This window comes from Rhizobium sp. Root1220, assembly GCF_001426265.1.
In the GTDB taxonomy this organism is placed as follows: domain Bacteria; phylum Pseudomonadota; class Alphaproteobacteria; order Rhizobiales; family Rhizobiaceae; genus Rhizobium.
In genome coordinates, this window is record NZ_LMDG01000012.1 from 320,278 (window position 1) to 344,328 (window position 24,051).

General features: G+C 59.9%; 21 protein-coding genes. 10 read left to right on the forward strand and 11 right to left on the reverse strand.

Annotated features, from left to right (window positions below; all coding sequences use genetic code 11):
* The first annotated feature begins 8 nt into the window (after nucleotides 1-8).
* The 4 genes from gcvH to ASC90_RS10905 all read left to right on the forward strand — a co-directional run bounded on the left by gcvH (nucleotide 9) and on the right by ASC90_RS10905 (nucleotide 4,722).
* Nucleotides 9-371 (forward strand): glycine cleavage system protein GcvH, encoded by a 363-nt coding sequence (gene gcvH / locus ASC90_RS10890; protein ID WP_056539539.1) that lies wholly within the window; start codon nucleotides 9-11, stop codon nucleotides 369-371.
* On the forward strand, nucleotides 371-3,235 hold the full coding sequence (gcvP, locus tag ASC90_RS10895; RefSeq protein ID WP_056539542.1) for an aminomethyl-transferring glycine dehydrogenase: 2,865 nt from the start codon (nucleotides 371-373) through the stop codon (nucleotides 3,233-3,235). Before gcvH ends, gcvP begins: the two co-directional genes overlap by 1 nt.
* 252 nt (nucleotides 3,236-3,487) lie before the next feature.
* The gene (locus tag ASC90_RS10900; RefSeq protein ID WP_056539545.1) at nucleotides 3,488-3,757 is read left to right on the forward strand and encodes a DUF982 domain-containing protein; all 270 of its coding nucleotides are present in this window, start codon (nucleotides 3,488-3,490) and stop codon (nucleotides 3,755-3,757) included.
* A 218-nt stretch (nucleotides 3,758-3,975) separates the two neighbouring features.
* Complete coding sequence (locus ASC90_RS10905) at nucleotides 3,976-4,722, forward strand: phosphoglycerate mutase family protein (protein ID WP_056540228.1); 747 nt, start codon at nucleotides 3,976-3,978, stop codon at nucleotides 4,720-4,722.
* 142 nt (nucleotides 4,723-4,864) lie between these two features.
* Here ASC90_RS10905 and ASC90_RS10910 read toward each other — a convergent pair whose 3' ends face one another.
* From ASC90_RS10910 to ASC90_RS10945, 8 genes are all read right to left on the reverse strand, one after another.
* On the reverse strand, nucleotides 4,865-5,485 hold the full coding sequence (locus ASC90_RS10910) for a LysE family transporter (RefSeq protein WP_056539548.1): 621 nt from the start codon (nucleotides 5,483-5,485) through the stop codon (nucleotides 4,865-4,867).
* A gap of 133 nt (nucleotides 5,486-5,618) precedes the next feature.
* Nucleotides 5,619-6,011 (reverse strand): Fe-S cluster assembly scaffold SufA, encoded by a 393-nt coding sequence (sufA, locus tag ASC90_RS10915; protein WP_056539551.1) that lies wholly within the window; start codon nucleotides 6,009-6,011, stop codon nucleotides 5,619-5,621.
* A gap of 77 nt (nucleotides 6,012-6,088) precedes the next feature.
* Complete coding sequence (locus ASC90_RS10920) at nucleotides 6,089-6,469, reverse strand: SUF system Fe-S cluster assembly protein (RefSeq protein ID WP_056539555.1); 381 nt, start codon at nucleotides 6,467-6,469, stop codon at nucleotides 6,089-6,091.
* 11 nt (nucleotides 6,470-6,480) lie between these two features.
* Nucleotides 6,481-7,722, reverse strand: coding sequence for a cysteine desulfurase (locus ASC90_RS10925; protein ID WP_056539558.1), 1,242 nt, complete (start codon nucleotides 7,720-7,722; stop codon nucleotides 6,481-6,483).
* 14 nt (nucleotides 7,723-7,736) lie between these two features.
* Nucleotides 7,737-9,011, reverse strand: coding sequence for a Fe-S cluster assembly protein SufD (gene sufD, locus ASC90_RS10930; protein ID WP_056539563.1), 1,275 nt, complete (start codon nucleotides 9,009-9,011; stop codon nucleotides 7,737-7,739).
* Between the two features lie 23 nt (nucleotides 9,012-9,034).
* Entirely contained in the window at nucleotides 9,035-9,790 is a 756-nt protein-coding gene (gene sufC / locus ASC90_RS10935) for a Fe-S cluster assembly ATPase SufC (RefSeq protein WP_056539565.1), read from the reverse strand.
* A gap of 65 nt (nucleotides 9,791-9,855) precedes the next feature.
* Nucleotides 9,856-11,325: a Fe-S cluster assembly protein SufB gene (gene sufB / locus ASC90_RS10940; protein WP_056539569.1), complete on the reverse strand. Its 1,470-nt coding sequence runs from the start codon at nucleotides 11,323-11,325 to the stop codon at nucleotides 9,856-9,858.
* A 139-nt stretch (nucleotides 11,326-11,464) separates the two neighbouring features.
* Complete coding sequence (locus tag ASC90_RS10945) at nucleotides 11,465-12,631, reverse strand: cysteine desulfurase family protein (RefSeq protein ID WP_056539572.1); 1,167 nt, start codon at nucleotides 12,629-12,631, stop codon at nucleotides 11,465-11,467.
* A 203-nt stretch (nucleotides 12,632-12,834) separates the two neighbouring features.
* Here ASC90_RS10945 and ASC90_RS10950 point away from each other — a divergent pair, with 203 nt between their 5' ends.
* On the forward strand, nucleotides 12,835-13,512 hold the full coding sequence (locus ASC90_RS10950; protein WP_056539575.1) for an alpha/beta hydrolase: 678 nt from the start codon (nucleotides 12,835-12,837) through the stop codon (nucleotides 13,510-13,512).
* Nucleotides 13,513-13,658: 146 nt separating this feature from the next.
* Here ASC90_RS10950 and ASC90_RS10955 read toward each other — a convergent pair whose 3' ends face one another.
* The gene (locus ASC90_RS10955) at nucleotides 13,659-14,780 is read right to left on the reverse strand and encodes an anhydro-N-acetylmuramic acid kinase (protein WP_056539578.1); all 1,122 of its coding nucleotides are present in this window, start codon (nucleotides 14,778-14,780) and stop codon (nucleotides 13,659-13,661) included.
* A 115-nt stretch (nucleotides 14,781-14,895) separates the two neighbouring features.
* On the opposite strand from ASC90_RS10955, the gene tyrS reads away from it, so the two are divergent.
* Nucleotides 14,896-16,152 carry a tyrosine--tRNA ligase gene (tyrS, locus tag ASC90_RS10960; RefSeq protein WP_056539580.1) on the forward strand — a complete coding sequence of 419 codons (1,257 nt, stop codon included), beginning with the start codon at nucleotides 14,896-14,898 and terminating at the stop codon, nucleotides 16,150-16,152.
* A 53-nt stretch (nucleotides 16,153-16,205) separates the two neighbouring features.
* On the opposite strand, the gene ASC90_RS10965 is transcribed toward tyrS, so the two are convergent.
* Nucleotides 16,206-19,592: a DUF3971 domain-containing protein gene (locus ASC90_RS10965; protein WP_056539584.1), complete on the reverse strand. Its 3,387-nt coding sequence runs from the start codon at nucleotides 19,590-19,592 to the stop codon at nucleotides 16,206-16,208.
* 119 nt (nucleotides 19,593-19,711) lie between these two features.
* On the opposite strand from ASC90_RS10965, the gene ASC90_RS10970 reads away from it, so the two are divergent.
* From ASC90_RS10970 to ASC90_RS10985, 4 genes are all read left to right on the forward strand, one after another.
* On the forward strand, nucleotides 19,712-20,185 hold the full coding sequence (locus ASC90_RS10970; protein ID WP_056539587.1) for a peroxiredoxin: 474 nt from the start codon (nucleotides 19,712-19,714) through the stop codon (nucleotides 20,183-20,185).
* Nucleotides 20,186-20,343: 158 nt separating this feature from the next.
* Nucleotides 20,344-21,645 (forward strand): M23 family metallopeptidase, encoded by a 1,302-nt coding sequence (locus tag ASC90_RS10975; RefSeq protein WP_056539590.1) that lies wholly within the window; start codon nucleotides 20,344-20,346, stop codon nucleotides 21,643-21,645.
* Nucleotides 21,646-21,802: 157 nt separating this feature from the next.
* On the forward strand, nucleotides 21,803-23,302 hold the full coding sequence (locus tag ASC90_RS10980) for a DEAD/DEAH box helicase (RefSeq protein WP_056539594.1): 1,500 nt from the start codon (nucleotides 21,803-21,805) through the stop codon (nucleotides 23,300-23,302).
* A gap of 5 nt (nucleotides 23,303-23,307) precedes the next feature.
* Nucleotides 23,308-23,730, forward strand: a complete 423-nt coding sequence (locus ASC90_RS10985; RefSeq protein WP_056539596.1) for an NUDIX domain-containing protein — start codon at nucleotides 23,308-23,310, stop codon at nucleotides 23,728-23,730.
* Nucleotide 23,731: 1 nt separating this feature from the next.
* On the opposite strand, the gene ASC90_RS10990 is transcribed toward ASC90_RS10985, so the two are convergent.
* Nucleotides 23,732-24,049 carry a TfoX/Sxy family protein gene (locus ASC90_RS10990; protein ID WP_056539601.1) on the reverse strand — a complete coding sequence of 106 codons (318 nt, stop codon included), beginning with the start codon at nucleotides 24,047-24,049 and terminating at the stop codon, nucleotides 23,732-23,734.
* Nucleotides 24,050-24,051 lie beyond the last annotated feature (2 nt).

Here is a 24,051-nt window from a genome sequence, read left to right on the forward strand (position 1 = left end):
ATCATTCCATGCTGAAATTTACCGAAGAACACGAATGGCTGCTGATCGAATCCGGCATTGCGACCGTCGGCATCACCAACTACGCCGTCGATCAGCTCGGCGATCTCGTCTTCGTCGAACTGCCTGAAGTCGGCGCAACCTTCTCCAAGAACGACAACGCAGCCACCGTCGAATCCGTCAAGGCAGCGTCCGACGTATACTGCCCGCTCGATGGCGAAATCACCGAGGTCAATCCGGCCATCGTCGCCGATCCGGCTCTGGTCAATTCCGATCCTCAAGGTGCGGGCTGGTTCTTCAAGCTGAAGCTTGCCAACGCCGCCGATGCCGACGGCTTGCTCGACGAGGCGGCCTACAAGGAGCTCACCGCGTAATGACGACGCCCACCGAATTCCAGTTCACTGACTACCAGCCCTACGACTTTGCCAACCGTCGTCACATCGGCCCTTCACCGACCGAAATGACGGATATGCTGAAGGTCGTTGGCTACAACACGCTCGACAACCTGATCGACGCCACCGTGCCGCCGTCCATCCGCCAGAAGGCGCCGCTCGTCTGGGGCGCGCCGATGACGGAGCGCGAGGCGCTCGACAAGCTGCGCGAAACCGCCAACAAGAACAAGGTTCTCGTTTCGCTGATCGGCCAGGGCTACTACGGCACCATCACGCCGCCAGTCATCCAGCGCAACATCCTCGAAAACCCCGCCTGGTACACGGCCTACACGCCTTACCAGCCGGAAATTTCGCAAGGGCGCCTCGAGGCGCTGCTGAACTACCAGACGATGATCTGCGACCTTACCGGTCTCGACGTCGCCAACGCCTCGCTGCTCGATGAAGCGACCGCTGCTGCCGAAGGCATGGCCATGGCCGAGCGCGTCTCCAAGTCGAAGGCCAAGGCCTTCTTCGTCGACGCCGCCTGCCATCCGCAGACGATAGAGCTGATCAAGACCCGCGCCGAGCCGCTCGGCTGGAGCGTCGTCATCGGTAACCCGTTCACCGATCTCGACCCGGTCGACGTCTTCGGCGCCATCTTCCAGTATCCGGGCACCCATGGCCACGTCCATGATTTCACCGGCCTGATCTCTCGCCTGCACCAGACCGGCGCCATCGCGATCGTCGCCGCCGACATTCTGGCGCTGACGCTCCTGAAGTCCCCGGGCGAAATGGGCGCCGATATCGCCATCGGCAATTCGCAGCGCTTCGGCGTTCCGGTCGGCTACGGCGGCCCGCACGCCGCCTACATGTCGGTCAAGGACGCCCACAAGCGCTCCATGCCCGGCCGCCTCGTCGGCGTCTCCGTCGATGCCCGCGGCAACCGCGCCTACCGTCTGTCGCTGCAGACCCGTGAACAGCATATCCGCCGCGAAAAGGCGACGTCGAACATCTGCACTGCGCAGGTATTGCTGGCCGTCATGGCCTCGATGTACGCCGTCTTCCACGGCCCCAAGGGCATCAAGGCGATCGCCCAGCAGGTCCACCAGAAGGCTGTGCTGATGGCCAAGGGGCTGGAAAAGCTCGGATACACCATCGAGCCCGAAACCTTCTTCGACACCATTACTGTCGATGTCGGCCACATGCAGGCCGTCATCATGCGCTCAGCGGTTGCCGAAGGCGTCAATCTGCGCAAGGTCGGCGCCACCAAGATCGGCATGAGCCTTGACGAGCGCACCCGCCCGGCCACGCTGGAAGCCGTCTGGCGCGCCTTCGGTGGCAACTTCGCCGTGGCCGAGTTCGAGCCGAGCTATCGCCTGCCGAAGGGATTGGCCCGCACTAGCGAGTATCTGACGCACCCGATCTTCCATATGAACCGCGCCGAAAGCGAGATGACCCGCTACATCAGGCGTCTCTCCGACCGGGACCTGGCGCTCGACCGCTCGATGATCCCGCTCGGTTCCTGCACGATGAAACTCAACGCCACGGCCGAAATGCTGCCGATCACCTGGCCCGAGTTTTCGGATATCCATCCCTTCGTGCCCGCAGACCAGGCGCTCGGATATCGCGAGATGATCGACGACCTGATCGAGAAGCTCTGCGCCGTCACCGGCTACGATGCCTTCTCGATGCAGCCGAACTCCGGCGCGCAGGGCGAATATGCCGGCCTGCTGACGATCCGCAACTACCACATCGCCAACGGCAATGGTCACCGCGACGTCTGCCTGATCCCGACATCTGCCCATGGCACCAACCCGGCCTCGGCCCAGATGGTCGGCATGAAGGTGGTCGTGGTCAAGGTGCGCGACAACGGCGACATCGACCTAGACGACTTCCGCGCCAAGGCCGAGCAGCACAAGGACAATCTGTCCTGCTGCATGATCACCTACCCCTCGACGCACGGCGTGTTTGAGGAAACGGTGAAGGAGATCTGCGATCTCGTTCATGCCAAGGGTGGCCAGGTCTACCTCGACGGTGCCAACATGAACGCCATGGTCGGCTTGTCCCGCCCCGGTGACATTGGCTCTGACGTCTCCCACCTCAACCTTCACAAGACCTTCTGCATCCCTCATGGCGGCGGCGGTCCGGGCATGGGACCGATCGGCGTCAAGGCGCATCTGGCGCCGTTCCTTCCCGGTCACCCGGAAAGCGACGGCCGTTCAGGTGCCGTCTCGGCGGCAGCATTCGGCTCGGCCTCGATCCTGCCGATCTCCTGGAGCTACTGCTTGATGATGGGCGGCGAAGGCCTGACACAGGCAACGAAAGTGGCGATCCTCAACGCCAACTACATCGCAGCCCGGCTGAAGGGCGCCTACGACGTGCTCTACAAGTCGGAGGCCGGCCGTGTGGCGCACGAGTGTATCATCGACACCCGCCCGCTGGTCGACAGCTGCGGCGTCACCGTCGACGACGTGGCCAAGCGCCTGATCGACTGCGGCTTCCACGCCCCGACCATGAGCTGGCCGGTTGCCGGCACGCTGATGATCGAGCCGACGGAATCGGAAACCAAGGCCGAACTCGACCGCTTCTGCGAAGCCATGCTGGCGATCCGCCAGGAAGCCCGCGACATCGAGGAAGGGCGTTCCGACAAGCTGAACAACGCGCTGAAGAACGCTCCGCACACGGTCGAAGACCTGGTCGGCGAATGGGATCGCCCCTATTCTCGCGAACAGGCCTGCTTCCCGCCCGGCGCCTTCCGCGTCGACAAGTACTGGTCGCCGGTCAACCGCGTCGACAATGTCTACGGTGACCGCAACCTGCTCTGCACGTGCCCGCCGCTTGAAGACTACGCCGAAGCGGCCGAATAAGTAGCCTTAACCCGAAACGCCCGGCCCTCGCCCGGGCGTTTCTTTCGAGAGAACCTTGCCACAACCAATGAGTGAATTGCAGGGTTTCCACTCCATCGCCGCCACAGGTGACCCTAATCGACCACCGCTTCTGATGATGCACGTCATCGGCCCTCATACGGCGGTGGCTGGAAAGCGAAATCTTCCCCTTGTGACCTGGAGAGCAGCCTCTATAAGGAACAACCTCTGAGAAGAACACAGGTCACTCGCACGATGGCAAAAACCGACAGCGATCTCACCCAGATACCGTGGTCGAAGCCGGTGCTCTTAGCACTGGAAGAGCCAGGCCAATACGTGACCATATCAACCACGCAGGCCGCCTCCTGGGCGATGATCGAGGACTGGCCGACCGAAGATGGTCCCGCGCTCGACACGGCGCTGCTGGTCTGTGCCGACGTCATCAAGGGCAAGCGCACCAACGAGGACGCGCGACGGGCCTTCGTCGAGGCGGCGATCGAGGCGGGTATCGACATTCAGCCGTGATTGGTCTGCATCGTCCAGTACTATGCCTATCCCGCCATGATCTTTGGACACCGCTTCCTTTTCCTGCACCGACGCGAGATCAGAGCAGCTCGGATTGATGTCGAGAGAAATGTGCTCGCAATCCCCCGCCACGCAGAGCAGCAACGTTGCTCGGGGCGGCCGGGACGTTCATGATGCGGGGCGATTCCAATTCCATATCCGAGATTGCGGGATGGCCGATGCGTATCTTTCTCTTTCGCCACGGCGAATCGCTGGGCAACGTCAGCGAACAGGCCTACCGCCAGTTCGGTGATCACAACGTTCCGCTGACACAATGGGGCTACCGGCAGGCGCTGGAGGCCGGTCGTGTCATCGCATCCTATCTAAAGTCGTTGCCGGACGACGAATCCCAGACGCTGGACGTCTGGTACTCTCCATTTCTGCGGACTCGACAAACCAAGGATGCACTGCTCGCATCCCTGCCAGCCGGCTTCATCGGAAATGTCCGCGAGGACTATTTGCTGCGGGAGCAGGATTTCGGGCTCTTCAGCGAGATCTACGACCACGCAGAGCAAAGACAGAAGTTTCCAGATGAATTCGAAAAATGGGCCAGACTGCGTAACAGCAGCGGTAAATTCTACGCCCGTCCGCCGGATGGCGAGAGCCGGGCAGACGTGGCTCAGCGTGTTCGCCTGTTCCTGCAGACGGTTATGCATGACGCCCGAAATGGCACTGGCAACGTCGCAATCGTCGGCCACGGTGTGACAAACAGAGCGTTCGAAATGAGTTTTCTGCAGCGATCTGTCGATTGGTTCGAGCGCTCACACAATCCGGGGAACGCCGACGTCATCCTGATAGAGGGGAGCCACGCGATGGGATACGCGTCAAAGCTGCTGCATCAGGCTGCCGATCGGCAGGAAGGGCAGAAAGACGGACTGCGCGACGCATATGACGCTGTGGTGACGATGACCCCAGCGCGCGAATAGACACGCGCGCGCTTTATCGAATTCGACTAACTAGGTCTGCATCGACCCAAATCTCTCGCATATGGCCGGTGCCGATCTTTGGCGGCCTCCCAGGTATCAGGCGCAACTGAGTTTTGCCGCCGGAAACCGAGGATCGCGCATTCTACTTCAGCAATGAATAGACCCCGGCCCCAAGGGCGACGAAGCCGAAGACGATAAGCAGGTAGCTCGTTCCGCGCATGACTTTGGACGTGAAATCGCCCGACAACCGCTCTCGCGCCATGCTTACCGCGCCGCTCAAGAAGAACCACCACGCAAGCGACCCCGAAAAAACGCCACCGACGATAGCCGCAGAACTGAAGCGGCGGGTTTCGTCCAGCAACCCAAATCCCGCAAACAGCGCCCCAAACGACAGGATCGTCGCCGGGTTCGAGATCGTCAGCAAAAAGGTGGCGACGCTGGTTCCAAAAAGGCCCGGCGCACCTATGTCGGCCGCTTCCACCGGGTCGTGCGTCAGCCCGCGGTGGCCTAACCAGAGCAGCAGCAATCCGCCGCCAAGAGCCAGAGGCAGTTCCGCCGCCGACATCGCTTCCTCGAATACGGCAATGCCGGTAACCGCCACCAATGCATAGCTGGCGTCCCCGAATGCTGTGCCCAGCCCGCAGGAAAAGCCAGCAAGGAAGCCCCGGTCCAACGTGCGATTGATACACAGCATTCCGATCGGTCCGAGCGGCGCGGTGATGATGACACCCAGCAGAGCGCCTTTCACGAACAGCAGTAGCATTATGCGCTTGATTCCTTTTACTCGGGCGTTCCGTGAATTCCTGCGTGCTCCGTAGCGGCGCTTGCGAACCATGCACAACAGAAAAGGCCGCTCGACATGGCGGCCTTTACGGATATTCCGAGGAATGTGACAATCAGTGCGCTGGCGCCACGGCATCGCCGCGTGCAGCAAGCGCCGCAAGGTCAGCGGGTTTCAGTTCGACGGATTCACCGCAGCCGCAAGCCGACGTCTGGTTCGGATTGGTGAAGGTGAAACCGGACCGCAATGTCGTCTGCTCAAACCCCATCTCGGTGCCGAGAAGATAGAGAACCGCTGACGGCTCGATCCACACACGGGCACCGTCGCGCTCTATCTGGTCGTCCTTGGCATTCGGCTCGGTTACGAGGTCGATGGTATATTCCATCCCAGCGCAGCCGCCCTTCTTGATCCCGACCCGAATGCCTAGGGCATCAGATCCCGAATTCTCGACGATTGCCTTCACGCGCGCTGCGGCGGTATCGGTCATGCTCATCACGGCAAAGCCCATCGGCTAAATCTCCTTCCACAACCGGGGTCAAGATCCGGTGCTTCTAGTCCTTAATGTAAAGCGGGCGGCTTAAAGCTTCAATACCAGCCGACCGCAACCTGAGCCTCTTCCGACATCCGCTCGGGGGTCCATGGCGGATCAAAGGTCATCCCGACCTCGACGCCCGACACACCCTCGACCGAACCGACAGCATTTTCCACCCAGCCCGGCATCTCGCCGGCGACAGGGCAACCGGGCGCCGTCAGCGTCATCATGATCTTCACCATGCGATCGTCTTCGATGTCGATCTTGTAGATCAACCCGAGCTCGAAGATATCGGCAGGAATTTCAGGGTCATAGACCGTCTTCAACGCCATAATGACGTCGTCGCTGAGGCGAGCCAGTTCATCAGCCGGAATGCTGGAGTGCACGATGCCTTCGCGCACGTCGATCTTCTGTTCGCTATCATCCAGGCTCATACGGACACTCCTTAAGCAAAAAACTTCCGCGCATAATCCAGCGCATCGGCCAGGGCATCGACCTCGGCACGGGTATTGTACATGCCGAAGGATGCACGGCATGTGGATGTGACGCCGAAGCGTTTCAAGAGCGGCATGGCGCAATGCGTGCCGGCGCGCACAGCAACGCCCTGACGGTCAATCACCATCGAAACGTCGTGCGCATGCAGTCCAGCCAACTCGAACGAGAAGATGCCTCCCTTGCCTGGCGCCGTACCGAACACGCGTAGCGAATTCACCTCGCGCAAACGTTCGGCTGCGTAGCTTGCGAGATCTGTCTCATGACGGGCAATCGCCTCGCGACCGACCTTTTCCATGTAGTCCAGCGCATAGCCAAGCCCGATTGCCTGCACGATCGGTGGGGTGCCTGCCTCGAAGCGATGTGGCGGATCATTGTAGGTCACGGCCTCTTCCGTCACCTCGAAGATCATTTCACCGCCGCCCTGAAACGGACGCATCTCGCGCAGCCGGTCCTTCTTGCCGTAAAGCACGCCGATGCCCGACGGCCCATAGAGCTTGTGACCGGTCATGACATACCAGTCGCAATCGATGTCCTGCACGTCGACAGGCAGGTGAACGGCGCCCTGCGACCCGTCCACCAGAACCGGAATGCCGCGTTCATGCGCGATGCGGCAGATCTCCTTGACCGGCACCACGGTGCCGAGCGCGTTCGACATATGGGTGATCGCCACCAGCTTGGTTCGCTCGGTCAGGCTCTTTTCGAAATCCTCGATATGGAAGGCGCCCTCGTCGTCGACCGGTACCCAGATGAGCTTTGCGCCTTGCCGCTCGCGGATGAAATGCCAGGGCACGATGTTGGAGTGATGCTCCATGATCGACAAGACGATCTCGTCGCCCTCGCCGATATTGGGCATGCCCCAGCCATAGGCGACCGTGTTGATCGCCTCGGTGGAGGATTTGGTGAAGACGATGTCGTCAACCGAAGGCGCATTCAGGAAGCGGCGAACTTTTTCGCGTGCTGCCTCATAAGCCTCGGTGGCGGCGTTCGACAGGAAATGCAGGCCACGATGCACGTTGGCATATTCGTTGGAATAGGCATGGCTGATCGCGTCGATCACTACTTGTGGCTTCTGAGCGGAAGCGCCGTTATCGAGATAGACCAGCGGCTTGCCGTAGACCTGCTTCGCCAGGATCGGGAAATCCTTGCGAATGGCTTCAACGTCATAAGGAGTGGCCGGTACGATCGTATCCATGGTTCTCTATCCGATCAGGCGTGCTTCTCAAGCCAGGTCGAAATGACGCCTTCCAGCGCCTCGACCACGGCCTCGTTGTCCAGTTCCTCGACGATCTCGGCCACGAAGGCGTTGACCAGCATGGCGCGCGCCTTGTTCTCAGGAATGCCGCGCGCCATCAGGTAATAGAGATGATTGTGATCGATATCGGCAACCGTTGCTCCGTGACCACACTGAACATCGTCGGCGAAGATCTCGAGTTCCGGCTTCACCGAAAACTCTGCATCGTCCGACATGAGCAGCGTGTTGCAAGCCATTTTCGCGTCGGTCTTCTGCGCATCCGGCGCGACCCGGATCATGCCCTGGAAGACGCCCTTGGCACGATCGAACACAACGTTGCGGATAACCTCGGTCGAGCCGGTGTGCGGCACGTTGTGGCCAAGCACCATCGTCACGTCCGTATGTGTTTCAGCACCGAGAAGATTGATGCCGCGCAGCGTCAGATCGGCACCCTCGCCCGTCACGGCTATGTGCAGTTCCTGGCGAACCAGCTTGCCGCCCGCATTGACGACAAACAGCTTCAGCTTCGCATCAGCGCCGAGATCGACGCGGATCTGACCAAGATGCGTATCGTCGTTACCCTGCTGCTGGACGATGATCCAGGTGAGTTCGCAGCCCTCTCCAACTTTCAGGTCACTGACATGCGATACCAGCGCAGCATCCGCGGTCACCGAGAGGTGACGCTCGATGACCATCGCTTTGACACCGGCACCGAAGGTCACGGGAAGCCGCGTATGCGTCTGGCCACCGGCGTGAACGAACTGGATTTCCAGCGGCTCTTCCAGCTCTGTTCCAGCCGGCACATCAATCACATATCCGTCGCGCACGAAGCTGCCGTTGATCCGTCCAACGGTATCATCCTTGTCGAGCGCACCCAGGTCGGCAGCCGCAGATCCGTCCGACAACCTGTCTGAATAGCTGGACACGCCAAGATCCCCGGTCCTGGCCTTGAGATCCGGTAGCCCCTGGATCACCGACAAGACAGTCGCTTCTTCGACCAGCGGATCGCGAGCCTCCGAGCCGGCATCGCCGGCCTGAGCCGGAACGGCGCGCAACAGTGTCTTGAGATCAGTGTAGTGCCACGCCTCGATGCGTCGGGTCGGCAGGCCCTCTCGCTTCAGGTCATCCAACAGCCGGTCACGGATGGCGATGACCTTGCCGTCGCCCGGCAGTTCGCCGATCTGATTGTTGAACGCCTCGATGAGCGCTGCTTCCGCAGCGGTCTGGCGGTTCGTCGTCTGCATGTTCATGCGACCAGTCCTTTCCGCCTAGCTCAGGCTGCCGCTCCGATGATGTCGGCGTAGCCATTGGCTTCCAGTTCATGCGCCAGCGTCTTGTCGCCCGACTTGATGACCTGGCCCTTGTACAGGACGTGGACGGTATCCGGGACGATGTAGTCGAGCAGCCGCTGGTAGTGTGTGATGACGACCACCGCGCGATCCGGCGAACGCAGAGCATTGACACCGTCGGCAACGATCTTCAATGCGTCGATGTCGAGGCCGCTGTCCGTTTCGTCGAGAACGCAGAGCTGCGGCTGCAGCAGTGCCATCTGAAGGATCTCCGCTCGCTTCTTCTCGCCGCCCGAAAAGCCGACGTTGAGCGGACGCTTCAGCATCTCGGTGTTGATCTGCAGCTTCGCCGCAGCTTCCTTGACGAGGCGCATGAAGTCAGGCGTCTTCAGCTCTTCGTCGCCTCGCGCCTTGCGCTGCTCGTTCATCGCAACCTTGAGGAACTGCATGGTGGCAACGCCCGGGATTTCGACAGGGTACTGGAAGGCAAGGAAGATACCCTTGGAAGCGCGCTCCGCCGCGTCGAGCTCGAGAATGCTCTCGCCATTGTAAAGGATGTCGCCTTCTGTAACTTCATAGTCCGTCCGTCCTGAAAGGATGTAGGACAGCGTCGACTTGCCGGAGCCGTTCGGCCCCATAATGGCAGCTACTTCGCCGGCTTTCACGGTCAGGTTCAGACCACGAATGATCTCGGTGCCGTCTTCGGCGATGCGGGCGTGCAGGTTCTTGATCTCAAGCATGGTAATATCCCATAGAAAACGTTTGAAGCGAGGCGCGTGGGCGCACTCATGTGTCTGTACTGGCGTTAGCCGACGCTACCCTCGAGCGAGATGCTGATCAGCTTCTGAGCTTCGACTGCAAATTCCATCGGCAGCTCCTGCAGGACCTCCTTGACGAAGCCGTTGACGATCAGGGCGATCGCCGCTTCGGTCGGGATGCCGCGCTGCAGGCAGTAGAACAGCTGGTCTTCTGAGATTTTCGACGTCGTCGCTTCATGTTCGAACTGCGCCGTCGAATTCTTGGCTTCGATGTAAGGCACCGTATGCGCGCCGCACTTGTCGCCGATCAGCAACGAATCGCACTGCGTGAAGTTGCGTGCGTTCGACGCCTTGCGGTGGGCCGAAACCTGGCCGCGATAGGTGTTCTGCGACACGCCGGCGGCGATGCCCTTGGAGACGATGCGGCTCGACGTGTTCTTGCCGAGATGGATCATCTTGGTGCCACTGTCGATCTGCTGATGACCATTCGACACGGCGATCGAGTAGAACTCGCCGCGGCTGTCGTCGCCGCGTAGGATGCAGGACGGATATTTCCAGGTTATTGCCGAGCCGGTTTCGACCTGCGTCCACGAGATCTTCGACCGGTCGCCACGGCAATCGCCGCGCTTGGTGACGAAGTTGTAGATGCCGCCCTTGCCTTGTGCATCGCCCGGATACCAGTTCTGGACCGTCGAATACTTGATCTCGGCGTCATCGAGGGCAACGAGTTCGACGACTGCAGCATGCAGCTGATTTTCGTCGCGTTGCGGTGCGGTGCAGCCTTCGAGGTAAGAGACGTATGCGCCCTCTTCCGCGATGATCAGCGTGCGCTCAAACTGGCCGGTGCCCTTCTCGTTGATACGGAAGTAGGTGGATAGCTCCATCGGGCAGCGAACGCCCTTCGGAATGAACACAAACGAACCGTCGGTGAAGACGGCCGAATTCAGCGTCGCATAGTAGTTGTCGCTCGTCGGCACGACCGAACCGAGATATTTCTTCACGAGATCGGGATGTTCGCGGATCGCCTCCGAAATCGACATGAAGATCACGCCAGCCTTCTTCAGCTCTTCCTTGAAGGTCGTGACAACGGAGACACTGTCGAAGACGGCATCGACAGCGATCCTCGGCTTTTCGACCCCGGCAAGGATTTCCTGCTCCATAAGCGGAATGCCGAGCTTTTCATAGACCTTGAGTATCTCCGGGTCGACTTCGCTGAGCGACTTCGGACCTGGCGTGCTCTTTGGTGCGGCGTAGTAGTAGATGTCGTTGAAATCGATCTTCGGATAGTCGACGCGTGCCCAGGTTGGCTCTTCCAGCGTCAGCCAGCGCTTGTAGGCATCGAGACGCCATTCGAGCATCCATTCCGGTTCCTGCTTCTTGGAGGAAATAAACCGGATGATGTCTTCGGAAAGGCCCTTGGGTGCCTTGTCCATTTCGATGATGGTCTCGAAACCATATTTGTACTGATCGACGTCAATCTCGCGGACGCGATCGACCGTTTCCTGGACGGCGGGCATGTCGTTCTCCAATCTCGCCGGAGAAAAGGTCCGGCAGCTTGTCGGGCAGTATCGTTTGCCCCGTATGTAGGTGGCCAAAGGGGACTTTTCAGCCCGAATGGCAAGCGGAAATTTGCGTTTCCGCAAATTTATGAAACGGTCAGGCCGCCTCGCCGGCCGGCTTGCGTCGGGCGGCTATTTTCGTGAACGCGGCGATTGCCGCGTCGATGTCGTCGTCGGTGGTCGAAAAGCCAAGCGAAATACGCAGTGCCCCCAGTCTCGGGTCATGGCCCATGGCAGTCAGTACATGGCTTTCTCCAACCTTGCCCGATGAACAGGCAGAGCCTGCGGAAAGCGCAACACCCTCCAGATCAAAGGCGATCTGGCCGGTCTCGGCCTTGAGCCCCGGAAGGGTGAAAAACGTGGTGTTCGGCACCCGGGATCCGTCCACACCGTAGATCACGATATCGGGCGCCGCGGCGCGCATTCCTGCTTCGAGCCGATCGCGCAAAAGCGACACCGTCCGGTTCCTGTCATCGTACTCCGCGACGGCCGCCCGTGCCGCCGCGCCAAAGCCGATCACAGCCAGCGAGTTCTCTGTCCCCGAGCGGTGACCCTTCTCCTGACCGCCACCGTGGATCAACGGCCGCGGCATCAGAACCTCGCCGCGAGACACCAGGGCTCCAGCCCCCTTCGGGCCGCCAATCTTGTGAGAAGAGAGAATAATGAAGTCGGCACCCAGCGCGTTGATGTCGAGCTTCAGCCTTCCGGCAGCCTGAACTGCATCGACAACGAGCAGGCCGCCATGCGCCTGTACGATCTTTGAAACCTCATCGATCGGCTGGACGATGCCCGTCTCGTTATTGACGAGCATCACCGCGACCATGGGCAAACCGGTGGATTTGTCGTGCCCCGCCAGCAGTGTCCGCAGGGAACCAAGGTCCAAGATCCCCGATGCCGTGACCGCAATCTCACTCGTATTGTCCTTCGGGTATCGCCCGCCTTCCCGGACGGCCGGATGCTCGATCGCGGAATAATAGAGATGACTGACCGCCATCGGCGTCCGGCCCATACGAAATTCCGGCGTCAGCACCATGTTGGCAGCTTCCGTGGCGCCGCTTGTGAAGATGACGTGCGCAGGGTCGGCACCCGTCAATGCAGCGACCTGCCGGCGTGCACCTTCAATGGCGGCACGCACCACCCGCCCCTCGCCATGCACGGAGTTGGGATTGCCGAACAGATCCATGGCGCGCAGAACCGCCTCTCGCGCTGCTGGGTGCAACGGCGATGTCGCGTTCCAATCGAGATAAAGGCGTGCCTGCGCCATGCTCTTTCGTCCTGCGCTGGATCCTTGCGTGGCGGCTCGGCTCATTTTCCTTGAAATTTCCGCCGCGCTTGCCTTATGACACATCCACAATGCGTGGATCGCCATGCAAGTTTCGAATTGTTCTAAACTGCGTTTTAGAAAAGCTGACAACGTTCGTCAAGTCTGCGCAGTGTGAACGTTAAGAAATAAACGCCGGAGTACCGATGCCCGAAGTCATTTTCAACGGCCCCGCAGGCCGCCTTGAAGGCCGCTACCAGCCCTCCAAGGAAAAGAGCGCGCCGATTGCCCTCATTCTGCACCCGCACCCCCAGTTCGGTGGCACGATGAACAACCAGATCGTCTACCAGCTCTTCTACATGTTCCAGAAGCGCGGGTTCACGACATTGCGCTTCAATTTCCGCGGAATCGGTCGAAGCCAGGGCGAATTCGACCACGGCGCCGGCGAGCTTTCAGATGCCGCCTCCGCGCTCGATTGGGTGCAGAGCCTGCATCCCGATTCGAAGACCTGTTGGGTCGCCGGCTACTCCTTCGGCTCATGGATCGGCATGCAGCTGCTGATGCGCCGCCCCGAGATTGAAGGCTTCATGTCGATCGCGCCGCAGCCGAACACCTACGACTTCTCCTTCCTCGCCCCGTGCCCGTCTTCCGGCCTGATCATCAACGGCGACGCCGACAAGGTGGCACCTGAAAAGGACGTAAACGGACTGGTCGAGAAGCTGAAGACCCAAAAAGGCATCCTGATCACGCACCGCACGGTGTCGGGCGCCAACCACTTCTTCAACGGCCAGGTGGAAACGCTGATGGGCGAATGCGAGGATTACCTCGATCGCCGCCTGAACGGCGAACTCGTGCCTGAGCCGGCGGCGAAGCGGATCCGCTAAGCGGCGCGTACCCCGGTCATTTCGAACGTTCAGTCAATGATCATCGGCATGCGGCATCGCATGCCGATTTTCGTTAGGGCACTTCACGAGGGTAGCCTTTGGATGCGTGAGCTGGGCAGGCACGTTCGCGCAAGGAAACGCCCCCTCTACGCGGTCCTTACAATGACTCCGCCGCTGACCGGCTTGCTTACGCTCGTCGTGCCCGGAAACGTCAGAGGCAATCCGTCCAGCGATCGGACGGCAAGATAGGCCCAGGCTTCGGCTTCCATTGCATCACCATCAAATCCCGCCTCCTCGGCAGAGATCACATCGCCATTCTGGCGCCGGGCGAGAGCCCGCAGTTCGTGCATCATTACCCGGTTAAGGCGCCCACCGCCACAGATCACATAAAGCGTCGGCGTCGCCGGCAGGTGGCCAGCGGATTTGATGATTGAGGCAGCCGCCACATAAGCGAGTGTCCTCGCACCGTCCGAGAGCTCCGCATCGGTCCCGGACAGTGGTGGGAAATCGTTGCGGTCGAGCGAACGGCGCTTTTCCGCCGTGAAGAATGGGCTTTCGAGGTAACGATCCGCGAGATCCCCGATGACCCTGCCTTCGGAAGCGATCATGCCGCCCTGATCGAATGGCACGCCCGCATGCGTTTCGACCCACTGGTCGATCAGCGTGTTGCCCGGCCCGCTGTCGTAGCCGACTATGAGTCCGTCGGCGCCGATAAAAGTGAGATTGGAAATGCCGCCGATATTGACAAAGCAGACTGGTAGTCGGGCATCCCGGAGATTGCGTGCCAGCGCGGCGTGATAGACTGGAACCAGCGGCGCGCCCTGGCCACCATGAACCATGTCATTTGCCCGCAGGTCGTAGGCGACGGCAATACCGGTCTCGCGCGCCAACAAAACGCCATCGCCGATCTGCACGGTGAGCGCCTGATCTGGCCTGTGCAGGACCGTTTGTCCATGAAAGCCGATGATGTCAATCTCCGCCGCATCGATTTGATTCGTCGCAAGAAATTTCGTTACGGCAGATACATGACGCAACGTGAGCTCGCGTTCGATGGAGGCCAGAGCGCCCGGCCGTTCGTCCCGTTGCTTAACCGCTTTCGCCTGCTCGAGCGCCAGCTTCAATCGGTCGCGGAAATCAGGATCATAGGCGACCCCGAGGAACGGCCCACGCTCGACGATCGCCTCGCCATCTGTACGCAACAACGCCACATCGATCCCGTCCATCGACGTTCCGCTCATTAGGCCGATCGCTGTCCGTATGTTCCCCATTGACCCTCGCCGGAAGATTCCACCAACTGGTGACTGATCGCCAAAACAGTGCTAAACGCGCCGCGACGCTTCAACAATAGCCATTCCGAAATTCCTGATCCGAGAGCAAAAGGTCATGTCCGAGTTCAAATCCGATTTCCTCCGCACGCTGAAAGAACGTGGCTTCATTCATCAGATCTCCGATGAATCCGGGCTCGACGCTCTGTTCGCCAAGGAAACCGTGACGGCCTATATCGGCTTCGACCCCACGGCACCGAGCCTGCATGCAGGTTCGTTGATCCAGATCATGATGCTGCACTGGATGCAGGCAACCGGCCACCGCGCCATCTCGCTGATGGGCGGCGGCACCGGGATGGTGGGAGATCCGTCCTTCAAGGAAGAGGCGCGCCAGTTGATGACCGTCGACACGATCGAGGGCAACATCGCCTCGATCAAGCGTGTCTTCTCGAACTACCTGACCTACGGCGAAGGGCCGAAGGACGCGTTGATGATCAACAACGCCGAGTGGCTGCGGTCGCTCAACTACCTCGAATTCTTGCGCGACGTCGGCCGTCATTTTTCGGTCAACCGCATGTTGGCTTTCGATAGCGTCAAGACCCGGCTCGATCGCGAACAATCGCTGTCCTTCCTCGAATTCAACTACATGATCCTACAGGCCTATGACTTTGTGGAGCTTGCAAAGCGCTACGACTGCCGCCTTCAGATGGGTGGCTCGGATCAGTGGGGCAATATCGTCAATGGGATCGACCTCGGTCACCGCATGGGGACGCAACAGCTTTACGCCCTCACCTCGCCCCTGCTCACGACGTCGTCCGGCGCCAAGATGGGCAAGTCGGCGACCGGTGCAATCTGGTTGAACGCCGACATGCTGTCGGCCTATGATTTCTGGCAGTACTGGCGTAACACCGAAGACGCGGACGTATCGCGCTTCCTGAAGCTCTACACGACGCTGCCAATGGGCGAGATTGCTCGCCTGTCTGCGCTGGCAGGATCCGAGATCAACGAAGTCAAAAAGATTCTTGCAACCGAGGTGACGGCGATCCTGCATGGCCGTGACGCCGCCGAGCAGGCCGCCGAAACGGCGCGCAAAACCTTCGAGGAAGGTGGCGTCGCCGAGAACCTGCCGTCGGTCGACGTGCCGGCCTCCGAGCTTGATGCGGGCATAGGCCTGCTCTCGCTGATTGTCCGCGCTGGCCTCGCCACATCGAATGGCGAAGCGCGCCGTCACGTTCAGGGTGGCGCTGTACGCATCAACGACCAGGCAGTCAGCGACGAGCGCAGGCTGATCGGCAGCGGCGAAGTCACGGCTGACGGCGTCATCAAGCTGTCGCTCGGCAAGAAGAAGCATATCCTCATCCGTCGCGCCGCCTAGCGGTCGAACACCGGTGATATGAAAGGCCGGCCTTCGTGCAGGCCTTTCTACGACTACTGGAATTCGAATATATTGCGGAAGACGCCGGGTGCTATGATCGAGAGCGGGTTAATCACCAGGTTTGGCGATTCCAGCTTCCCTGTGAGTTTAAAGGTGATGCCGATCAGGCCCCGGTCCGTGCCGTTGCCCAGGAAGAATCCAATGACAGGCAGTTCCGCAAACAGGCGATTGAGGCCATAGGCGGGCATGAACGTCCCCGTCATGTCCATATTGCCGCGCTTGTCGCGCACGACGCCCTGGAACACGGCGCCGACCTGGTCACCCCGAACCACGCCGTTTTCGACGCTGACCACGCCGTTCTGCGACACGATACGGGCAAAACCTCGCTCGAACCGCTGCGCCGTGGTATCGATATTCCGCTTCACGGCTGAATTCAGGCTTCGCTGCTCCTGGCCCACCGGCGTCGAGACGATTGAGCGCAAGCGTTGCTCATCGACCAGGTAAAATCGCCGGATATCGATCGAACCGTCCCAGTTGCCGCCGACGCCGAGCCGGATCGCCATGTTCAGCAACCCGCCTTTCATGTGTTGGTAAAGGTCGGCAAAACGCGAAGCCGCACCAGCATCGCCGCTGGTTATACTGATGACACCGCCGTCCTTCGTCTGACCGACCACGGCCTCGCCGCTGTCGGTGACGCCCGAAAAGTTCAACGTCTGGAGTCGATCGCCCTGCATTGAATAAAGCAGCTCGACGTTCCTCAGCTTCTCGTCGTTGAAGCCGATGATGCGGTCCAGCTTGGCACGAATAGAAACACCGCCATTGCCGGTGTCGCCCTGGCCGCCGCCGGATTTCAACCCCGCAATGATCGGACGGACATCGGCGCTGCTTCCGGATATCGAAACATCCATTCCGCCCTTGCCGCGCTTCAACGAAACAGCGAAATCGTCGAGCGACGACAGCTTGACGCTGTCGAAATCCGCTCTCACAAGATTTCCCTTGCTGACGGCAAGCGCTCCGTTTGCACCGAACCCGTCGCCCTTGAGCACGAAATTCTTGACCTGCGTATTGTCTGCCGGTCCCGACACCTCGAACGTGGCATTGGCATCGATACCGCTTCCCTTGGACCAACCGATCCAGGGCAGATCCAGCCGCGCCTTTCCTAGATCTATCGATACAGACTGCCTGTCGGCGTCGAGGCGGTTGAGTTCGACGCCGACGCTGCCATCAATTATGCCCGAGAGCCCCGGCAGAAGCTTTTCCCGTTGATCATTGCTGAGAGTGGCGGTGATTTCCTGCTGCGGCTGGACGTCGGACGATTTATCGGTAGGCTCGACAAGCTTGATGCCAGCCGGGATGCCGTCTATCTGCCCCTTTGCGTCCAGACTGACCTGCTTCGGGTCAGCCGTCAGTACACCGTCAATATCGCTGATCTTCCGTCCCGAAATCGGCTTGGCCACATCGACGCCTTGCAATTGCAGCGTGGCTTTCCATTCCGGCGGAGGTGGATTTTGCGAACGAATGAGTCCGATACGCGCCTGCACGCGTGCCGATACTTTGCCCGTGAAATCTTCCGGAACGAAACCGGCCCGTTGCAGCACCTGTATCGGCTTGTAGGTCAGGAGCTCGCCGACAGCGTCTGCATTTCCTGAAATGGGAAGGTCGAGTTCGGCCATCAGCGGCTTGTCGTAAGTTGACGGCAAGACGAACGTCCCCTCGCCGACGGTCACCGAACGCCCAGACGGGAAGAATGAAGTCCCGCTCGTGATCGAAACTGTCGCCCGGGGACCCTTCAGATCGAAATGCGCATTGGTGTCGCGGATCGGCGGAACGTCACCGGTGACGTTCATCCGTGTGCCGGCGATATCAAACGCAATCCGGATCTGGTTCTCGTCAAGCTTCAAGCCCTTGCCAACCGCATCGTCGAGACGCCCGGAGGGAATGAAGACGGAAATCGACGCGTTGCTGACTGTTCCTCCGAAGAGATTGCGCAGAACCCATTCGCGGGCTTTGGACGACATCCAGAAGGGCCAGAGCTGTTTGACCGCCGTGGTCTGCAACTGCTCGGACTGTCCGGCGAAACTGATCTCTGGCGAAACGTCTCCGAAGCGCACGTGTAGTGATCCATAGAGGCCACCGGCTGGACTCGACACCCGCATGTTCGCGAATTGCAACTCACGTCCTGCAACGAGATAGCGGCCAGTCGCCTGAATATCGAAGGCAAGAGGCTTTTCGCCCGATCCGCTCGGAGCAGCGACGCCGCCGCTGACAAGCATATCGATCCCGAATCCCTTGCCTGCCGTCGAATCGATCTTGTCGAGATCGATCACTGCGCCGTTGAACGGCACCGATGTCGGCCCGAACTGAAGCTGCGACCTGGCGATTTCGAGGGTTTGCTTGCCGAAGTCATAGGCAAGATTGATCTGGCCGCCGCCGAGATCCTGCTCGTCGCCGTCCATGTAGAATTGTCCGGATTGCAGATCAATCGCCGCCGACAGCGCCGCTGGTGTGCTTTCCGTTGATCGCAGGGCTGAAACCGTCAGATTGCCGAGACCGTTGATCCCCTGCCGTATCTGCCCGAGCGTATTGCGTTTCAGAGTGAGTGGTCCAAGATCGACATTCGTCACCTGGCCGATCAGATTCGATGTTCTACCATCGATACCCTCCATCGCGACGGTGAGCGTCGCCGGCTTGCCGTTGATCGCGACCTCGCCGTCGAGGTGCAGTGCACCTTGGGGAGTGCGAGAGAAAACCAGGCTGTCTACCATGATCGACAGCGGACCATTTGCTGTGTCTGCGAGCTTGATATCTATGCCTGAGAGCTTGACCGATTGCGTTCCCCCGCGCTCGACGAAACCTCGGATCATGTCGAGTTGGCCAAACGCCGCTTCCATGGCAGCCGGCACCGCATCGACGCGAAGGTCGTCAAGCTTCAGCGGCTCGCCGGATGGCAACAATGCAGTATTGAGCGCGATGTCGGCGGCCTCGATCTGCGCGATTACTATGCGGCCGCGGAACAATTGCAGCGGATCGAGCGCCATCCGCATCGCACCCGTCGTCGAAAGATGCTGGCCGCTCTTTTCGTCAATCATGTTGACGTTGCGGGCTTCGAGAGCGAGGCGCAGGCCCGAAGTAAAGCGGATGACGGTCGAGCCGACCTCGGCGTGATAGCGCGGCCCGATCGCCGAGTTCAGGGCTGCTTGTGCCTGCCTTGAAAGGGGCGCATCAAACATACCGCTTTCGACAATGAATATGATCGCGGCCAGAATGAGAAGAAACGCCGTCACGCAACCGCCGGTGACATTCGCGGTCCTTCGCATGCGCGACCGCGTTGGCGGGCAATGCACGATGATAGGATCTTCGGCCTGCGCGGAAGGAAGCTCATGCAGTGCGACGATATCTTTCTTGCGGAACCTGATCTTCTCGCCGCGGATCGCCGACATGCGCCTCGCCTAACTCCCTAATTTGTGGTCTGGACCAGACTGGCTGGACGACACTTCATCCAATATATATCTGGCAAATCACGTGTTATCCATAAAGCCGGCAAAAGAAAGGTTTCTCCATGGCGGATATTGGCATTGGCACAACCGCGCCAGACTTTGATCTTCCCCGCGACGGTGGCGGTCGTGTCTCGCTCGCCGAATTTCATGGCAAGCCGCTCGTCCTCTTCTTCTATCCGAAGGACGATACGACTGGTTGCACAGCCGAGTCGCTCGGGTTCACAACGTTGGCCGACGAGTTCGAAAAGGTCGGCGCGACCGTTGTCGGCATGTCACCCGATTCCGTCAAATGCCACGACAGGTTCATCAAGAAACATAGCCTTTCGGTTGTCCTTGCGTCGGATGAGCAAAAAACCACACTCGAGGCTTACGGTGTCTGGAAGCAGAAAAGCATGTACGGTCGAAACTTCATGGGAGTGGAGCGTACCACCTTCCTCATTCGACCGGACGGCACCATCGGCACCATATGGCAGAAGGTGAAAGTGCCGGGCCACGCGGAAACGGTGCTGGCCGCTGTACAGAACCTTTACCGATAACCTGGGGACATTGTGGGCTGATCGATGCAGTTCGTGACCCTGACGTCTTTGACGGCGTTTGGCCCACAGATTGTCGCCTTGGCGATCTAAGGCTTTCTTAACCATAACTGTGTGTAATTGCGGTGATTGAGGCACGGCCATCAATTGGGAGATTCTCCGTGACGCATGCACAGCAAAGCCTCGTATTCGGCAAGCGAAAACAGGAGCATATCCTTATCCTTGCAAGTGGCGACAGAGTTCGTCACCTTATGGTAAGGCCCTGGATGGCAGCGCTCGGCTTCTGCTTTCTTGGCGTGTTCGCAATCGGTTACCTCCTTGCCACCTCGTACCTTGTCCTGCGCGATGATCTGATCGGCGCCACAATGGCGCGCCAGGCGAGAATGCAGCACGACTATGAAGACCGGATCGCAGCGTTGCGCGCCCAGGTCGATCGCCTCACCTCGCGGCAGTTGCTCGATCAACAGGTAGTCGAGGATAAGGTCGACAAGCTGATGGAGCAGCAGATGGCGCTGACCTCGCGCCATGGCAAACTTGGCTCCCTGCTGGATCGCGCCGAAAGCTCCGGCTTGAGTGCAACGGAACGGTTGCCTGGGCAAGCTTATGCCCCCGACGTCAAGGACAAGCGCGCTTCGCTGTCCGGTGCTGTGCAGACCGTCCAAGCACAATTGGCCACGGACGAAGGCCAGGCAGGAGGGACGTTGGACGAGGCGGCGCTTGCGTACGCCCCTGCCCCCGAGACGGTGGGCGACCACGCCGACCGCGTTTTCTCGAGAGTGACGTTGTCGCTGAAGGACGTCGAACAGACTCAACGTAGTCGTGTTGCACAATTGACGACCGACGCAGAGGGAACCGCAGATGCGATCGGCAGGGTCCTTTCGCGTTTCAGCATCCCCATTCCGGCCGAGGGTGCCGCGCCGAAAGACGACAGCGCGGTTGGCGGACCCTACATCGAGCCCGAAGGCGCCGACGATTTCGACGGTTCGCTGGTGCAACTCGACGGCGCTCTCACCCGATTGGAGACCGTGCGGAGCACTGCAGAATCGCTTCCGTTCCAGAATCCCGCGCTGGGCAAGGAAGTCACCAGCTCTTTTGGCAACCGTCGCGACCCTTTCCTTGGTCGTCTCGCACTCCATTCCGGCATCGATTTTCGCTTCGCACCCGGCGAAAAGGTGCGCCCGACCGCCCCTGGCAAGGTAACGACCGCAGGCTGGACGGGAGGATACGGCAACATGGTGGAGATCGATCATGGAAATGGCATCTCCACTCGCTACGGCCATATGTCCGAAATTCTGGTCAAAGCCGGGGATACGGTCGATCGGGATGACACCATCGGCCTTGCCGGCAGCACGGGACGCTCAACGGGTACGCATCTGCACTACGAAGTACGCCAGAATGGACGTGCTGTGGATCCCATTTATTTCATGAATGCGGGCTTGAAGCTTGCCAGCTATATGAAGTAACCATTCCCCCTAACCAAGCTTTTACCTCTGAGTCAGCGGTAGAGGCCGTATTCCTTGACTTGGCGGACGTTTCGGCTTATGTCGCGCTGCATTGCGGCATGCAATCACGCCGACTCAACCAGAGTGCGGCCGAACCGGAACGGAAACAGTTTTCCCTTTGACGACATTTGCTGATCTTGGCCTGAGCCAAAAAGTGCTTTCCGCTGTCACCGACGCGGGCTACACGGTGCCAACCCCTATCCAGGCTGGCGCCATTCCGTTTGCGCTGGAACGCCGTGACATCTGTGGTATTGCGCAGACGGGAACTGGAAAGACGGCTTCCTTCGTGCTGCCGATGCTCTCCCTTCTGGAAAAGGGCCGTGCCCGCGCGCGCATGCCCCGCACACTGATCCTCGAGCCGACACGTGAACTCGCAGCCCAGGTTGCTGAAAATTTCGAAAAGTACGGTAAGAATCACCGCCTGAACGTTGCCCTGCTGATTGGTGGCGTGTCGTTCGAAGATCAGGATCGCAAGCTTGAGCGCGGTGCCGACGTTCTCATCTGCACGCCTGGCCGCCTGCTCGATCATTTCGAACGCGGCAAGCTGCTGATGAGCGGCGTCGAAATTCTCGTCATCGACGAGGCCGACCGCATGCTCGACATGGGCTTCATCCCCGATATCGAACGCATCGCCAAGATGATCCCGTTCACCCGTCAGACCCTGTTCTTCTCGGCAACGATGCCGCCGGAAATCCAGAAGCTGGCCGATCGCTTCCTTCAGAACCCGGAGCGCATCGAAGTTGCCAAACCGGCTTCTGCCGCGGCGAACATTACGCAGCGTTTCGTTGCCTCCCATGGCAAGGACTATGAGAAGCGCGCTGTCCTGCGCGATCTCGTTCGTGCCCAGGAAGAACTGAAGAACGCGATCATCTTCTGCAATCGCAAGAAGGACGTCGCGGACCTCTTCCGCTCGCTGGAACGCCACGGCTTTTCCGTCGGCGCCCTCCACGGCGACATGGATCAGCGTTCGCGCACGACGATGCTTCAGAGCTTCCGAGACGGTAATCTCCAGCTTCTGGTAGCCTCCGACGTCGCCGCCCGCGGCCTTGACATTCCTGATGTCAGCCACGTCTTCAATTTCGACGTGCCTATTCACGCTGAGGACTACGTCCACCGCATTGGCCGTACCGGCCGCGCAGGCCGCTCGGGCGCTGCTTTCACCATCGTCACCCGTCACGATCAGAAACATGCCGACGCAATCGAGAAATTGATCGGCGAAAAAGTTGAATGGCAGAATGGCGATCTTTCTGCCTTGCCCCCGCCAGAGCCGGGCCGTGATGATGATCGGTCCCGCCGCAAGACTGGCGGTCGCGAGCGCGACAAGGACCGGGGACGCGGTCGAGGTCGCGGAAGTCATAAATCTGCTATCGCCGTCGAAGATAATGTCGTCGAGACCGTCGTGGCACCACCAGCACCAGCAAGGGTCGAAAGCGTGAAGCAAGAGCGCAAAGCAGAGCAGAAGCCGCATAACAACGCGCGCAATTCGCGACCCTATCCGGCGAACGACGACAATCGCGATCGCCGCCGCTACCGCGATCACGACGACGGCCCGACGCCGGTTGGCTTCGGCGACGAAATTCCTGCTTTCATGCTGATCACGGCAAACGCCAAGATCTAATCGCCATGGGTACGCCAGGCATTGACTTTCCGGGCCTCGGCGTAGGCCTGGTGATTTTGCGTGACCGCAAGATCCTGCTCTACAAACGCATGCGCGCCCCCGAAGCCGGCTACTGGAGCATCGTCGGCGGCAAGGTCGATCATATGGAGCCGGCCGAAGAAGCCGCCCGCCGCGAGGCGACGGAAGAGACCGGCCTCGAGATCGGTCGGATCGAATTGATCGGCCCGGCCGAACTCATCACCGGGGCCGATAATCAACACTGGATCTCGCTTCTCTACATCGCCGCCGAATTTGAGGGGGAGCCGCAGTTGACGGAGCCCGAAAAGCTTTCCGATTTTGGATGGTTCTGCCGCGACGCGCTTCCACAGCCACTATCCGCCTTTGCTGTCGCCGCGATCGAGCGCCTGAGTACCGAGGATTTCCGTTAGGCTATCCAGCTCTCAGTGAGGCCTGATAAGCAAGGCGAACCCACTTCGCCATCACATCGGGATCGTCATAGGCATCCTCGGGAATTGACCAATAGGGCATCTTGACCGGATTGCCCTTCTTTCCCTCATAGGCCCACTGCGTAGCGCCCGCAGCTGCAAACTCTGGCGCGTTTTGCTCGTCCGCCTTCAATAGCATTTCTCCGCGCACTTCGAGCGCGACGATACTACCCATGTGATAGATGCCTTTGCCTCCAAACATGCGCTTGATGGTTACCGGACCTAGTCCTTGAAACATTTCTTCGATTGCCGCCGCATCCATGC

Bases quoted from the DNA above. Each gene is read 5' to 3' on its own strand.
- ASC90_RS10910 (WP_056539548.1), bottom strand. From the start codon at position 5,485: ATGCTACTGCTGTTCGTGAAAGGCGCTCTGCTGGGTGTCATCATCACC.
- sufB (WP_056539569.1), bottom strand. From the start codon at position 11,325: ATGCCCGCCGTCCAGGAAACGGTCGATCGCGTCCGCGAGATTGACGTC.
- ASC90_RS10945 (WP_056539572.1), bottom strand. From the start codon at position 12,631: ATGGCGCAGGCACGCCTTTATCTCGATTGGAACGCGACATCGCCGTTG.
- ASC90_RS10970 (WP_056539587.1), top strand. From the start codon at position 19,712: ATGGCGGATATTGGCATTGGCACAACCGCGCCAGACTTTGATCTTCCC.
- ASC90_RS10965 (WP_056539584.1), bottom strand. From the start codon at position 19,592: ATGTCGGCGATCCGCGGCGAGAAGATCAGGTTCCGCAAGAAAGATATC.
- gcvP (WP_056539542.1), top strand. From the start codon at position 371: ATGACGACGCCCACCGAATTCCAGTTCACTGACTACCAGCCCTACGAC.
- ASC90_RS10985 (WP_056539596.1), top strand. From the start codon at position 23,308: ATGGGTACGCCAGGCATTGACTTTCCGGGCCTCGGCGTAGGCCTGGTG.
- tyrS (WP_056539580.1), top strand. From the start codon at position 14,896: ATGTCCGAGTTCAAATCCGATTTCCTCCGCACGCTGAAAGAACGTGGC.
- sufD (WP_056539563.1), bottom strand. From the start codon at position 9,011: ATGAACATGCAGACGACGAACCGCCAGACCGCTGCGGAAGCAGCGCTC.
- ASC90_RS10920 (WP_056539555.1), bottom strand. From the start codon at position 6,469: ATGAGCCTGGATGATAGCGAACAGAAGATCGACGTGCGCGAAGGCATC.
- gcvH (WP_056539539.1), top strand. From the start codon at position 9: ATGCTGAAATTTACCGAAGAACACGAATGGCTGCTGATCGAATCCGGC.
- ASC90_RS10905 (WP_056540228.1), top strand. From the start codon at position 3,976: ATGCGTATCTTTCTCTTTCGCCACGGCGAATCGCTGGGCAACGTCAGC.
- ASC90_RS10925 (WP_056539558.1), bottom strand. From the start codon at position 7,722: ATGGATACGATCGTACCGGCCACTCCTTATGACGTTGAAGCCATTCGC.
- sufC (WP_056539565.1), bottom strand. From the start codon at position 9,790: ATGCTTGAGATCAAGAACCTGCACGCCCGCATCGCCGAAGACGGCACC.
- ASC90_RS10990 (WP_056539601.1), bottom strand. From the start codon at position 24,049: ATGGATGCGGCGGCAATCGAAGAAATGTTTCAAGGACTAGGTCCGGTA.
- sufA (WP_056539551.1), bottom strand. From the start codon at position 6,011: ATGGGCTTTGCCGTGATGAGCATGACCGATACCGCCGCAGCGCGCGTG.
- ASC90_RS10900 (WP_056539545.1), top strand. From the start codon at position 3,488: ATGGCAAAAACCGACAGCGATCTCACCCAGATACCGTGGTCGAAGCCG.
- ASC90_RS10955 (WP_056539578.1), bottom strand. From the start codon at position 14,780: ATGGGGAACATACGGACAGCGATCGGCCTAATGAGCGGAACGTCGATG.
- ASC90_RS10950 (WP_056539575.1), top strand. From the start codon at position 12,835: ATGCCCGAAGTCATTTTCAACGGCCCCGCAGGCCGCCTTGAAGGCCGC.